General features: G+C 37.1%; 14 protein-coding genes. 3 read left to right on the top strand and 11 right to left on the bottom strand.

Features of this window, described 5'->3' with window-relative positions:
• Positions 1–7: 7 nt before the first annotated feature.
• Positions 8–706: a DsbA family oxidoreductase gene (locus tag WFH39_RS04155; RefSeq protein ID WP_336688923.1), complete on the bottom strand. Its 699-nt coding sequence runs from the start codon at positions 704–706 to the stop codon at positions 8–10.
• A 155-nt stretch (positions 707–861) separates the two neighbouring features.
• Between WFH39_RS04155 and WFH39_RS04150 the strand changes: the two genes are divergently transcribed.
• Positions 862–1593 carry an MBL fold metallo-hydrolase gene (locus WFH39_RS04150; protein WP_336688922.1) on the top strand — a complete coding sequence of 244 codons (732 nt, stop codon included), beginning with the start codon at positions 862–864 and terminating at the stop codon, positions 1591–1593.
• Between the two features lie 14 nt (positions 1594–1607).
• Here the strand turns inward: WFH39_RS04150 and WFH39_RS04145 are convergent, their stop codons facing one another.
• Together WFH39_RS04145 and WFH39_RS04140 are read right to left on the bottom strand one after the other, a co-directional pair.
• Entirely contained in the window at positions 1608–1949 is a 342-nt protein-coding gene (locus WFH39_RS04145; RefSeq protein ID WP_214589802.1) for a helix-turn-helix transcriptional regulator, read from the bottom strand.
• Between the two features lie 560 nt (positions 1950–2509).
• Positions 2510–3136: a chloramphenicol acetyltransferase gene (locus tag WFH39_RS04140; RefSeq protein WP_336688921.1), complete on the bottom strand. Its 627-nt coding sequence runs from the start codon at positions 3134–3136 to the stop codon at positions 2510–2512.
• A gap of 60 nt (positions 3137–3196) precedes the next feature.
• On the opposite strand from WFH39_RS04140, the gene WFH39_RS04135 reads away from it, so the two are divergent.
• Both WFH39_RS04135 and WFH39_RS04130 read left to right on the top strand, forming a co-directional pair.
• On the top strand, positions 3197–4114 hold the full coding sequence (locus WFH39_RS04135; RefSeq protein WP_336688920.1) for an NAD(P)-dependent oxidoreductase: 918 nt from the start codon (positions 3197–3199) through the stop codon (positions 4112–4114).
• A 138-nt stretch (positions 4115–4252) separates the two neighbouring features.
• Entirely contained in the window at positions 4253–4762 is a 510-nt protein-coding gene (locus WFH39_RS04130; protein WP_336688919.1) for a pyridoxamine 5'-phosphate oxidase family protein, read from the top strand.
• Between the two features lie 137 nt (positions 4763–4899).
• On the opposite strand, the gene WFH39_RS04125 is transcribed toward WFH39_RS04130, so the two are convergent.
• From WFH39_RS04125 to WFH39_RS04090, 8 genes are all read right to left on the bottom strand, one after another.
• The gene (locus WFH39_RS04125; protein WP_336688918.1) at positions 4900–5691 is read right to left on the bottom strand and encodes a phosphatase PAP2 family protein; all 792 of its coding nucleotides are present in this window, start codon (positions 5689–5691) and stop codon (positions 4900–4902) included.
• Positions 5692–5867: 176 nt separating this feature from the next.
• Positions 5868–6620, bottom strand: coding sequence for an SDR family oxidoreductase (locus tag WFH39_RS04120; protein WP_336688917.1), 753 nt, complete (start codon positions 6618–6620; stop codon positions 5868–5870).
• Entirely contained in the window at positions 6620–7120 is a 501-nt protein-coding gene (locus WFH39_RS04115) for a CinA family protein (protein ID WP_214589807.1), read from the bottom strand. The genes WFH39_RS04120 and WFH39_RS04115 overlap by 1 nt, the downstream gene beginning before the upstream one ends.
• 64 nt (positions 7121–7184) lie before the next feature.
• A complete protein-coding gene (locus WFH39_RS04110) occupies positions 7185–9320 on the bottom strand; it encodes a catalase (protein ID WP_336688916.1) in 2136 nt (711 codons plus the stop codon).
• Between the two features lie 54 nt (positions 9321–9374).
• Positions 9375–9692 (bottom strand): hypothetical protein, encoded by a 318-nt coding sequence (locus WFH39_RS04105; protein ID WP_336688915.1) that lies wholly within the window; start codon positions 9690–9692, stop codon positions 9375–9377.
• A gap of 57 nt (positions 9693–9749) precedes the next feature.
• Complete coding sequence (locus WFH39_RS04100; protein WP_214589810.1) at positions 9750–10379, bottom strand: ferritin-like domain-containing protein; 630 nt, start codon at positions 10377–10379, stop codon at positions 9750–9752.
• Positions 10380–10459: 80 nt separating this feature from the next.
• Positions 10460–11275, bottom strand: coding sequence for a KGG domain-containing protein (locus tag WFH39_RS04095; RefSeq protein WP_214589811.1), 816 nt, complete (start codon positions 11273–11275; stop codon positions 10460–10462).
• Positions 11276–11474: 199 nt separating this feature from the next.
• Positions 11475–12089, bottom strand: a complete 615-nt coding sequence (locus WFH39_RS04090) for a Crp/Fnr family transcriptional regulator (RefSeq protein WP_235130737.1) — start codon at positions 12087–12089, stop codon at positions 11475–11477.
• Positions 12090–12129: the final 40 nt, after the last annotated feature.

Below are 12129 nucleotides of genomic sequence, written 5' to 3'. Positions count from 1 at the left end.
ATTAAGCTTAGATTTCACAACCGTCTGTATCACAAGAAGCTCCGTTATCCGAAAGATTTTGCAGTGGAGTTACCGTTTCATCGTAAGTCTGCTGCAATGCACTGGCAAAAAGTTCTGCAGGCTGCGCTCCGGAAACGGCATATTTTCCGTTCAGTACAAAAAACGGAACACCGGAAACTCCATTATTCCTCGCTTCTGTAATGTCTCTGCTAATTTCTTGATGATATTCTTCGGAAGCTAAAACATTCTGAGCTTCTTCCCGATCAATCCCCAAAGAACCGGCAAGATCAACCAGTGTTTCCACATCTCCTACATTTTTACCATCTACAAAATGAGCAATGAAAAGGGCTTCTTCCATTTCGTTTGCCTTATTGTATTTTTTAGCTAAATGCAAAATTTTATGAGCGGAAAATGTATTGGTAATCAGTGCTTTTTCGAAATTAAAATCAATTCCAGCTCCGCTTCCCATCTGTTTTACCTGCGCGATCATCTGCTGCGCCTGAGCTTCAGGGAAACCTTTCTTTTCTTTAAAATATTCGGAAGTTGTCTTTGTTTCTTTCGGGTCTAAAGTAGGATCTAACTGAAAACTTTTCCACTCTACTTCTACCTGATCTTTAAAAGGCAGATTTTCCAATGCTTTTTCAAAATTGTTTTTTCCTATATAACAGAACGGACACATCACATCCGACCAGATTTCTACTTTCATTTTTATTAAATTAAAAATTTTGTTTTGTAACTAAAACAGTAGTACAAAAATACTCAATTTACTGATGAAAAAGTATTCATATTTATTGGTTTTGCTGATGAAAGGTATTGACGGAAATATTTCATTGTTTTATAAATAATCAGGAAATTTGCTCCATGAAAATCATACCACTGAAAGAAGGAAATTTTTCTACCAGTAAAACCAAAGATTTTACGCTTTTAACTGAAGAAAATAAAGATACAGTTAAAGGAATCAGAATGTCTGTTACTCCTTTTTTAATCATTACAGAAAAAGATACTATTCTTCTGGATGCAGGAATCGGGTGGAAAAATGAAGAGGGAAAAACGGTGATTTCAGAAATTCTGGAAAGGGAAAATGTTCATCCTGAACAGATTACCAAAGTTTTGCTTTCTCATCTTCATAAAGACCATATTGAAATCACAATTACCAGAACCGAAAACGGATTTGAATCTACTTTTCCGAATGCGGAAATCTACATCCAAAAACGCGAACTGGAATTTGCGATGGAAAATAAAGGAAATTATTCTTTTGATTTTGATACGCTTGAAAAGCTGATCGAGCTTGAAAATATTATCTGGATGGATGAAGACAGGGGAAATATTACGGACGAAATTTTCTTTGAAGTTGTTGGCGGTCATACTCCCTTTATGCAGGTGTTTTGGGTGAAAGAAGAAAATGAGACTGCTTTTTACGGAGCAGATAATCTTCCTCAGCAATCTTATTTAAAATATCATCTGGCTTACAAAAGTGATTCTGATGGAAAAAAAGCGATGAATTTAAGGATGAAATGGGAAAAAGAAGCTATCGAAAACCATTGGAAAGTTTTATTGTACCACGATCTGGATACTGCTGTTCTGGAATTTTAAACAAAAAAAATGGTTTAAAGATCATTAAACCATTTATAAATATCCATCTCAGAAGCAATATTAAGCTTTTTACGAAGCCTGTTCTTACGGTTTTGTATTGCTTTGGGAGTTACAAACGTATACGTTGCAATCTCTTTAGTCGTTAAATTCAGTTTTAAATAAATACAAAAAATAAGTTCTGAGTTTTTAAGATTGGGCTGGATTGCAGATAATTTACTGAAGAAATCCGGCTCAACCAATCTGAATTTATTCAGCAGACGGGGCGAATTTTCTTTCGCTAATGCTAAAATCTCGTCCTGTACAAAAATCTTTTGGTTTAAATCTTCTAAATTGAATTCAGTCTTTTCGTTTTTCATAATTTCTCATCTCTACTAATTTCTGACGCTTTCCAAAAAAGCTTCAGCATAAATTTCTACGCTCTTTTACTTCGGTTCCGCAGTTAATTTTTTATCGGTTGAAGTAATTTTTCAGTTGTGAATATTTTACTATTTCAATACCATTTATTTGCTTATTTTTTCTTTGTTTTTGAATTTATGCTTAAAATAATATCGTGAAAACAACGATTAAGATTTTAGCCAAAGACAAAGAAAGAAAAAATGATTAAAATTTTATATAATTAAAATACCACATACATACCACGTTATTCTTCGGGCAGCCTTATTTTTCGGGATATTTTTTTTGATATTTTCAATTAACTGTGAACAAAACTAGAAGTTTTTGTCATCTTTTTTTATGATTACAATCAATTGCATATGAAAATATAGTCTAAAGCCGGAACTGAAAAACCTTTTTCCTTTGTAGTATTCTGAAAATCAAAAAATTACCCTCTTTGATACATAAAAGTGATCAGGAAAAATAAATTAGTCCGGACTGTTTAAAATCTAATAACGAAATATGGGATAAATGACTGAAAAAATTAAAGATTCAGTTGTTTCTGGAATTCTTCAAAATATTGCGCGAGATGGAAACCGTCTGCCAAACCGTGATGCGCTTCTATAGAAACCGGAAGAAACTTTTTTCCTTCTCTGATACTGAATTTTCCGAAGGTGATTTTAGGAATGCATTCTTTAGGATCAAAATTCGTAGGATGCAGCAGCGCGCTGAAAGAAGTCCACGGAATAGAAGTATGCCTGATATGATTGATCGGTAAACCATCATTACTGATTCCCAACCCTTTAGAATTTTGTACAGTTTTTACCTGTTCCTGAAGTCTTTCATTGAAAACATCAAAATCTTCAGAATAGTGAAAGAATGAAAACCCGAAAGTTCCGTCTTCCCTGCCAATTGTACTTCCCACGTGAACCTTATCATATAAAATTACCTCATCATTTACAATTCTCAGTTTCAGGGCATCTACAGAGTTTACAGCTATCATGGATTTGTAAAGATATGCCGCAAAAAACGACTGTTTATTCTTTTTCGCCTCATCATAAGCTTTGGTACAGTCCACTTCCGAAGTAAATCCGAAATAAGGGCTTTTCATTTTAGAAAAAAATTCGAAATGCTCTTTCCTGTTCCAGCTCTCAATATCTATAATCTTCACTGCTCTATTTTTTGCAAATGTCTGCAAGATTTATCAATTATAAAAATTATCAGGAAATAAATGCATCCGGCAACGTATTTTTGTACAGGATTTGCAGTAAAATCTCCAGATTATTATTCAACAAAACTATTGGAAATGAAAGAAAAAGCAGGATTTATCGGATTGGGAAATATGGGGCATCCTATGGCGAAAAATTTAGAAAAAGCGGGAGTTCCTTTATCCGTTTACAACAGAACTCCGGCAAAGGCGGAAGATTTTAAAGAAAATTCTGTTGTTTATGAAACGGTGGAAGATCTCGTAAAAAACAGCGATATTATTTTTACGATGCTTACCAATGACGAAGCAGTAAAAGACGTTTATCAGAAAATACTTTCGCTGGATATCTCAGAAAAACTTTTTATTGATATGAGTACGATTTCGCCGGAAATGACGGGAGAAATTTCGAGTGCGGTAAAAATAAAAGAAGCGGGTTTCATTGACGCTCCGGTTGCCGGAAGTACAAAGCCTGCCGCAGAAGGCACACTGCTGATTATGGCGGGTGGAGAAGAAAAAGATCTCAAAAGAGCGGAACCTTATTTACAGAAACTGGGAAAAACTATTAAACATTTGGGTGAAAACGGAAAAGGAATTGCAGCGAAGCTTTCGGTGAACTATTTTCTTTCAGCAATTTATCTGGGACTTGCGGAAACGGTTCTGTTTTCGGATAAACTGGGAATCGACCGTAAAGATATGCTGGAAATCATTAATGAAAGTGCGAGCGGAAGTGGCGCTACCAAAGTAAAAACCCCGCTTTTAACGGAAGAAAATTATGATCCCGCTTTTGCTTTGGATTTGATGCTGAAAGATATTGTACTGGCAAAGAATGCAGGGGCAGATTTTCCATTGTCTGAAACGTTAATCAGAACGTATCAATCTGCTCATGATGAAGGTTTTGGAAAAGAGGATGTGATCGGAATCATTAATTATCTGAAAAAATAGCGCTCCAAAAATCTTCTTAAAATATATCATCTTCTCCGATTTTTCTGTGGATTTTTTTAATTGTGGTCGGGTTTTTGAATAAACAACCGTAATTAAAATTCAGTTTTAAAAGAAAATCAATCACAAAAATATAATATTATGTCTACAGAAAATCTTACCCACACGGAAGCGATTAAAAAAATTAAGGAATTATCTGAAAATGCAAGAATTTGTATGTTCTGTACAGAACTGGAGCAACTTCCGATCAATTCTCGTCCGATGTCGCTTCAGGAAACCGATGACGAAGGAAATCTCTGGTTCATCAGTAGCAATACGAGCAACAAAAACTTTGAGATAAGGGATGATAAAAGAGTACAGTTATTTTTCATGAACAATTCTGATTATGAGTATCTTTCAGTGTATGGAGAAGCTGCCATCTATAAAGACCGATCGACAATTGAAGATAAATGGTCGCCAATGGCAAAAGCATGGTTTGAGGAAGGAAAAGATGATCCGAATGTATCCATCATCCGTGTAGAGCCTAAAGAAACGTATTACTGGAACACGAAAGCAGGAAAACTGGTGAGTCTTTTCAATTTTGTAGCGGCAGCGATTACAGGAAATACGACTGATAATTCTGATGGCGTTGAAGGAAAAGCAACGGTTTAAAATTTGTTTAAAATAATTTGAAAAAAGGTTTGTATATCAACACAGTTCGTTTTTCGGATAAATAAAAAGTTTAAACAGACTTAATAATTAAAATAAAAAGCAGTGGAGAAATTCACTGCTTTTGTTTTGTCTGATGGTTAAAAATTTTTCACAAACCCGATTCCTACATTTCCTTTCTGATAGTAAGGCATCATCATTGCCTGAGATTTTTCCGGCTTTCCGCCTAAGAGTTTATTGATTTTCGGATAAAGCCAGTACGCGAGTTCCGTGGATAAAATCCCGAATCCTGCTCCGCCGATAACATCTCCGAACCAGTGTTTGTCATTCAGCATCCGATACACTCCTGTAAAAACCGCCAAAGAATACCCTGAAATTCCCAACAAAAGATTGTGGTCTTTATATTCCCTGAACATAAACTGCGCCGATGCAAATGCAATTGCCGTATGCCCCGAAGGAAAAGAAAGCCTGTTGGAATGATCCGGTCTTTCTTCTTTTACAGCGTGTTTCAGCGGAATGGTAATGGCGGAAGTTATCATCATGGAAGTTCCGTAGATAATGCTTCTGTCACGGAAATTATGTTTTCCTTTTACTCCGAGAGCATTCAGACCATAGACTAAAACTGCGGGAGCAAATTGTGCATAATTATCCAGTTTAATATGATCCGGTTTATGTTCGCTTATTTCGTATTGCGTAGAAGAATTCAGGGTTTTTAGTTCATCAATGCTCAGACTGGCAATTCCGTAAGAAATCAGTACAGTAGGAACGATAAGCTTTTTATAGCTGAACTGATGCGTCTTATCTTCAGGAAGACTTTTAAGAACCATTGCAGAATCTGCATTATCCTGAAACTGCAGGCTGTCCGCTTCCTGAGCGGAAATCAGTTGAAAACTTCCGACAATCAAAAATAGTCCTGCAAAGAATTTTTTCATATAATAAAATTTAATGATGAAAAGATCAGAGTATGAATATACATAATATTATTTTCAAATATAAGCGAAATCTTAAAATACAGTTTTACATAATTTTCATGCTTATCGGGAATTGCATAAAATAACCCACACAAAAATGTGTGGGCTAAAGCTAATTTATAAAATAAGGCTGAGTTTTATCCGTTAACAACGATTCCTCCGTTCGGATGCAGAACCTGTCCGGTAAACTGTGCAGCCTCTTCGCCTGCCAAAAAAAGGAAACTGGAGGCAACTTCTTCCGGTGTAGCATTTCTTTCAAAAGGAGGTTTGTCCGGATCTTCTTCCTCTTCAGCAAAAGTTTCTTTGGTTAATGGAGTTGCTACAGGTCCCGGAGCAACGGCATTTACACGGATTCCTTTAGGTTTTGCCTGCAATGCCAGAGATCTTGTAAAAGAAACAATGGCGCCTTTTGTTGCTGAATAATCGAGCAGTTCAGGATGTCCCTGATAAGCCGTTGCGGAAGTAGTATTGATGATAGAACTTCCCTCTTTCAGATACGGAAAAATAACCTTCGTTAATAAAATCATACCGATTATATTTGAATTGAATGTTGTCCGGATATTTTCTTCTTCGAGTTCTTCGATACTTTTTGAAGGAAACTGTGTCCCGGCATTATTAACAAGAATATCAATCTTTCCGAATTCTGAAATAACTTTTGAGGCTACCTCTTCACAAAATTCATAATCATTAATATCTCCTTTGTAAACAGAACATTTTCTTCCGGAAGCTTCAATTTCTGATTTCGCTTTTTCTGCATCTTTTTCATCGGAATGATAGATAATCGCAATATCTGCTCCTTCTTCAGCAAAAAGCAATGCAGCTGCTTTACCGATTCCGCTGTCGGCTCCTGTGATAAGAACGGTTTTACCGTCTAATTTCAATTTCCTCATTATTTTAAAATTAAAAGCTGATTGATCTCACTTTTAAAACAGCCTAAAATAAATTCGGTGTAATACAACTGAGCGTTCAAAGCCTGTGTTTTCGGATGAAGTTCCAGTTTTTTAGTCAGAACAATTTCTCCTTTGTAGGCAAAAGAAAAGTAGGCAAAAATCTTATATGAGGAATTACGGATCGGCGTACAATATCCTGTTGTGGCAATAGACCAGTCGGATTCGAAAAACTTTGCGACATTAAGAGCCATAGTTTCTGCGATATTTTCCGAAACGCAGTCACATTCTTCACCTTCTGTCTGATCTACATTCAGAAGTCTCACTTTTTCGGGTAAAGTATAAGCTGTCATTCCGCCTTTGTAAAACAATGATGCATTGGGCATTTGTGAAAAGGCAAGCTGTAAACATCCTGAGGTTACGCTCTCTACCACAGAAATTGTTTCATCAGCGGTAATCAGCGACTGACTGATGTAATCTAAGAGGTTTTTTTGAAATTCCATAATCTTTACTATTTTATGTGGTTGTGGTGTATATCTAATTTTTGTCTTTTCAGATCAAAATTTATTACGTGTTTCTTTCGGCTTCAAGCTCCCAGACTCTGTGGCTGGCAATTGCCTGTATAAATTTACTGTCAGGCTCAGGATCTTCCCAGGTTACAATGGCAGAATCTTCATGCTTTCTTAAACCGACATTGCTGTTTTTGTAAAGTGCTTCTGTACCTTCATCAAAATAAATTGCTTTGCAGTGTTTGTACGCTTCATTAATGAAATGTAAAACTTGGTGCTTATTGTCTGCTTTCATAAGCTCTTTTGCGGAATCTTCTCCTGCACCGATGAACAGGGCATCAAAACATACGCTTGCTGTACTTGTGAGGGAATGCTTTGGCGTTAAAGCAGATCCGCTGTCCGTCTTTACCGGAGCTAAACTGGGTGCAATGATTTCAACAACTGCATTCTCACTTTCCAGTTTATTTTTTAGATCATTTATAGTGCCAGAATCGGCTCCATCCGCAATAATAAAGCCTATTTTTCTTCCCTGTATGGTATTTTTTACGGTATTTGCCATGCTTAAAGCTTCAGAAGCTCTCGTATGCGCTTCTCTTTCTTCACTTTGCAGGTCTACAGGATTGCTGTCTGCCGGAAGGCTTTTATTTGGGAATTCCAGCTCTTTTACTTCAACGCCTACATTTAAAGCAACCTTCTGTGCTAAGGATTTGTCGATGAAATTAAGCTGTCCTACCATTCTTTCTCTGATTTCCGGAATGGTGACTTTCGACAGTTCAAAAATCAGGGCATTCTGAAGATGGGTTTTTTCATGATCGGTCTGGCTGTTGTAAAATAATTTTGCCTGAGAATAATGATCTACAAAACTTTCGCTTCTGGCTCTTATTTTTGTTCCTGAAACTCTTTCCTGATGCGAAGTGAAACCACCTTCGGACATCATTGCCTGAAAAGGGCATCCTCCTCCGATGAAATTGGGTTCGTAGCTTACTTTTCCTTTCACGATCTGCTGTCTCATGTGTCCGTCACGCTGATTGTTGTGAACGGTATTTACAGATCTGTTGATCGGAATTTCATGGAAATTGGGCGAACCTAGTCTTGAAAGCTGTGTATCTGTATAGGAAAATAATCTGCCTTGCAGAAGCGGATCGTTGGTAAAATCAATACCCGGAACCAGATGCCCCGGATGAAAAGCCACCTGCTCCGTTTCAGCAAAGAAATTATCAGGATTTCTGTTTAAAGTTAACGTTCCGAAAATTTCTACCGGCACTTCTTCTTCAGGAATAATTTTGGTGGGATCGAGAAGATCAAAATCGAATTTATCTTCATCTTCTTCGGGAATTAATTGTACTCCGAAATCCCATTCCGGAAAATTTCCGCTTTCAATAGATTCCCAAAGATCTCTTTTATGGAAATCCGGATCTACTCCGGAAATTTTCTGCGCTTCGTCCCATGCTACGGAATGTACTCCCAATTTTGGCTTGAAATGAAATTTTACAAAATGGGCTTTTCCTTCATCATTAATAAATCTGAAGGTATGAACGCCGAACCCTTCCATTCTGCTGAAACTTCTCGGGATGGCTCTGTCGCTCATCAGCCACATAATCATGTGCATACTTTCGGGCATCAGCGAAATAAAATCCCAGAATGTATCGTGCGCCGAAGCTGCCTGCGGAATTTCGTTATGAGGTTCGGGTTTTACAGCATGAACAAGATCGGGAAATTTAATGGCATCCTGAATAAAAAAAACAGGCATATTGTTTCCTACAAGATCATAATTTCCTTCTTCTGTGTAGAATTTTACGGCAAAACCTCTTACGTCTCTTGCCAGATCTGTACTTCCTCTACTTCCTGCAACCGTAGAAAACCGAACGAAAACAGGAGTTTCTTTGCCTGTTTCTGTTAAAAATTTAGCTTTTGTATATTCTTTAAGACTTTTCTTTAAAGTAAAAACGCCGTGCGCTCCCGATCCGCGTGCATGAACAATTCTTTCCGGAATTCTTTCGTGATCAAAGTGGGTAATTTTTTCTCTCAGAATAAAATCTTCCAGTAAAGTGGCGCCTCTTTCTCCGGCTTTCAGAGAGTTCTGGTTGTCGTTAATCTTTAAACCCTGATTAGTGGTAAGTTTCGTCTCTTCGTTGGATGTTTTGTGTGATGCAAGCTGATCCAGCTTATCATTTGTCGGTTTTTTGTCTTTCATAATTCTGATATTTTGTGGTTTATTTATACATGACAAAATAAAACGGATGCGGTTCTATTTTAGTTTTGTCATTTCTGTTTCGGTTTTCATATATTTTTCGAAGTAGTGAAAATCTTCTTTGCATTTAACGGAGAGATAAAACATAATCTGTTCCGGTTCTCTTATTCCTATGGTATCTGCACCGTAAAATTTTGCAATCAATGCCTTTATATCTTCATTTTCAGAATCTTTTAAAACAATAAAAAGCAGAAAAATATTTTCCCTGATTTCTTTGGCATAGATTTCAGCGCCTTCTTCAAACCATTTTCCTCTGTTTTTAATTTTTGTAAAATGATCGGATTCTAAGTTTTTTACAATATTTCTGCAATTCATCTATTTAATTATCTTAGTTAAAAGCCATATAGAAAAAATCTACATGGCTTATTTATATTATTCTTCTTGCTCTGCATCGAAATTGATGTAGGTTTCGGCAATCTCCGTAAGATCATAGTCTGTGTCTTCTTCCTCCTGAAGCGTTTTTTCCAGAAGATCTGCTGCCTTATCATGTCCCATGGTAATGGCAAGCTGGGCAAGTCCGCCGTAAGTGGCGATTTCGTAATGTTCAACTTTCTGGGCTGCGATAATAAGTGCTGCATCACGCGTCATAGAACCTTCTTCGGTAGATTTTATAATTTCCTCTCCTTCTTCGATGATTCCTTTAATTGCCTTGCATTCTTTTTTTTCGGGAGTTTCATCAATCAGTTTAAAAACTTTTTCAAGTCGGCTTACGTGCTTTTTCGTCTGAAGCTGATGATCTTCGAAAGCTTCCTTTAATTCTTCCGTTGTAGCAGCTTCCTGCATTTTGTCTAAGGCATCAATAATTGCATTTTCCGCGAAATAGATGTCTTTAAGTGCAGAAACAAAAAACTTATGAAGCGGAGAATTTTTCATCTCACTTTCATTTACGGAAGCATTATCTGCCTGTATGTTTTTTTTAGATGCAGAAACTGCTGTTTCTGCAGTTGCCGAAGAATCTTTAACCGTGCTGTTATCTTTATTTTCTGTGGTTTTGGTTGCCATAATTTTGCTTTTGGTGTTTAAGTTTATGAAAAGATTACCCCTTTACATAATCACAAATAAAGAGGTAATCTGAAAAAGAATTATGAATTACGTCTGCCTCCGAATCCCGATCTGCCGGAACCTGAAGATCTTCCGCCTCCGTGAGAAGCCTGCCCTCCCATACGAGCGATTCTCGTACGTTCGGCTTTGCTCATTGATGCGAAACCTCTTCTTGAAGTACCGTTACCAGATCCTGAACTGGAGCTTCGACCTGAACCGCTGCTGTTTCCTGATCTTGAACCTGAACCTGAGTTTCCTCTGCTGCTTCCTGAATTGGAATTCGATGATCTTCCGGAGTTTGAGCCGGAACCCGAACCGGATCTTCCGCCACTGTTTCTGCTTCCTCTCGGTCTTCCCGGATTATCATGTCTGTGATCATAATTATCGTCGTTTGAGTTACCCGAAGATGACCTTCCTCTTCCGCCGGATCTTGAACCCGATCCCGATCCTGATCTGCCGGAATTTGAACCTGAAGATCTTCCCGATCCGCTGCGCGAACCTCCTCTTCCGCTTCCTGAAGTAAATCTTCCCTGGCTGTCTCTCTGCTGATTTCCGTTTCCGCTTCGTCCTCTTCCACGACCTCTGTTGTCGTTATCGTCTTCATCGTCGTCGTAATCTTCATCATCATAATCATCGTCGTCATAATCTTCATCATCATAGTCGTCGTAGCTGTTTTCATAATCATCGTCTTCATCATCAAAGTAATCTTCATACTCTGAGAAGTCATCATCATAATCTTCATCGTTTTGGGCATCGTTATACCCATGATCGTATCCTAACTGATAGATTTCCTCAAGATTGCTTGATGAGTCTGAATTTCCTCTTGAACTACGGTTTCCTGAATTTCTAGTGTTCATAACTGTTTTTTTTATGTTAATATTAAGTGATGTGTATTGCCGGCCGTGACTAGTATTTAGACAGCAATGGTTTGGGTTTTAGTAATAAAAAGATTTAAAGTTTCTCTTATCGAGAACTGAAAGAATGAATATGAATTATATACTCAAATGTACAACTGAAATATCCCTTATTTTTATGACTGAGGTCACAATTGCAGGATTAATATAAAATTTTTCGGCTTTCTATTTTTAAACTGCCTTCTTTTTCCATTTTTTTCAGGGTTCTGATGACTGTTTCTACTCTTAAGCCTGTAAGATTGGCAATCTGCTGTCTGGTAAGGTCTACATGAAAACACTGTTCGCAATCTCCTTCATGGTAGCTTTTCAGATAATCCAGTAAACCTTTTAATCTTGTTACGGGGTTTAAGGAAGACATATTCTGAAGCATAATGGCTTTAAAATAGAGTCTTTGGGAAAGACAGTGGTTCATTTCTAAAGAAATTTTGGGATTTTTTTCGAGAAGTTCCAAAAAACTGTTTTTCGGAAGTCTGATAATTTCTGTATCTGTAATACAGATGGCATTCATTGCGTAAAATTTTTCTAAAAAGAGCATAGGGTCTCCAAAGCTGTTTTTTTCTCCTAAAATGTTATGAATAAATTCTTTTCCCTCTTCATTATAGCTGTTTTGCTTCACTTTACCGCTGATAATCTGGTAGTAATACAAAGCTGTATCTCCTTCTTTATAGATTATTTCTTTCGCTTTATAAAATCTATCTTCTGCTCCGAATTCATATAATAATTCCGGATCAATGTTCATGCAGCTTATAGTTTTCATATCTTAGAATTTTAACAATTCTCCTGCAAAAAAAAGACCA

It is taken from the genome of Chryseobacterium sp. MMO-72, assembly GCF_037146035.1.
GTDB classification, from domain to species: domain Bacteria; phylum Bacteroidota; class Bacteroidia; order Flavobacteriales; family Weeksellaceae; genus Chryseobacterium; species Chryseobacterium indicum.
The sequence above is the reverse complement of the archived record's forward strand: the minus strand, read 5'-3'. Positions and strand labels throughout refer to the sequence as shown.